The organism is Pseudoduganella sp. OTU4001 (assembly GCF_038440195.1).
Classification (GTDB): Bacteria; Pseudomonadota; Gammaproteobacteria; order Burkholderiales; family Burkholderiaceae_D; genus Rugamonas.
This window is the reverse complement of sequence record NZ_JASATG010000079.1, coordinates 1-441: the sequence shown is the minus strand read 5'-3', so window position 1 is coordinate 441 and position 441 is coordinate 1. Positions and strand designations below refer to the sequence as shown.

Below are 441 nucleotides of genomic sequence, written 5' to 3'. Positions count from 1 at the left end.
GGGATTCCTACGGCGCTAGCAATATTTGCGAGTCGCTTCGGTGGGTTCCTGCTTCGCAGAGTGGCCTCGCTGCACCGGCTCTCCACAGGCTAACAAGCGGAGTCCCCGCTCTAGGATGTTTATTGCGCCCACTACGTCAGCATGTTGTTTGTGTCCACATGCGACACACTCAAAATCCGCTTGCGTGCGTCGGTTTGCTGGCGACACGTAAGCGCAATGTGGGCAAGTCTGGCTTGTATGATGTGGGGGCACCGCCACTAGTACAGCACCATGCCAGGCCAGCTTATAAGTCAGCTGGCGCCTGAATTCATACCACCCTTGGTCCAGGATGCTGCGGTTCAGCCCACGTTTCAGGCCAACCAGCCTACCTGGCCGCTGCAGCGTACCCTTGGCTGTCCTGGTCATGTTCTTTATCTGCAAATCCTCGATGCAAACGATCGT

At 56.7% G+C, this 441-nt stretch carries 1 protein-coding gene; it reads right to left on the bottom strand.

Features of this window, described 5'->3' with window-relative positions:
* Nucleotides 1–15: 15 nt before the first annotated feature.
* A partial coding sequence (locus AAHE99_RS26705) for an RNA-guided endonuclease InsQ/TnpB family protein (RefSeq protein ID WP_342120991.1) occupies nt 16–441 on the bottom strand: 426 nt, incomplete at its 5' end.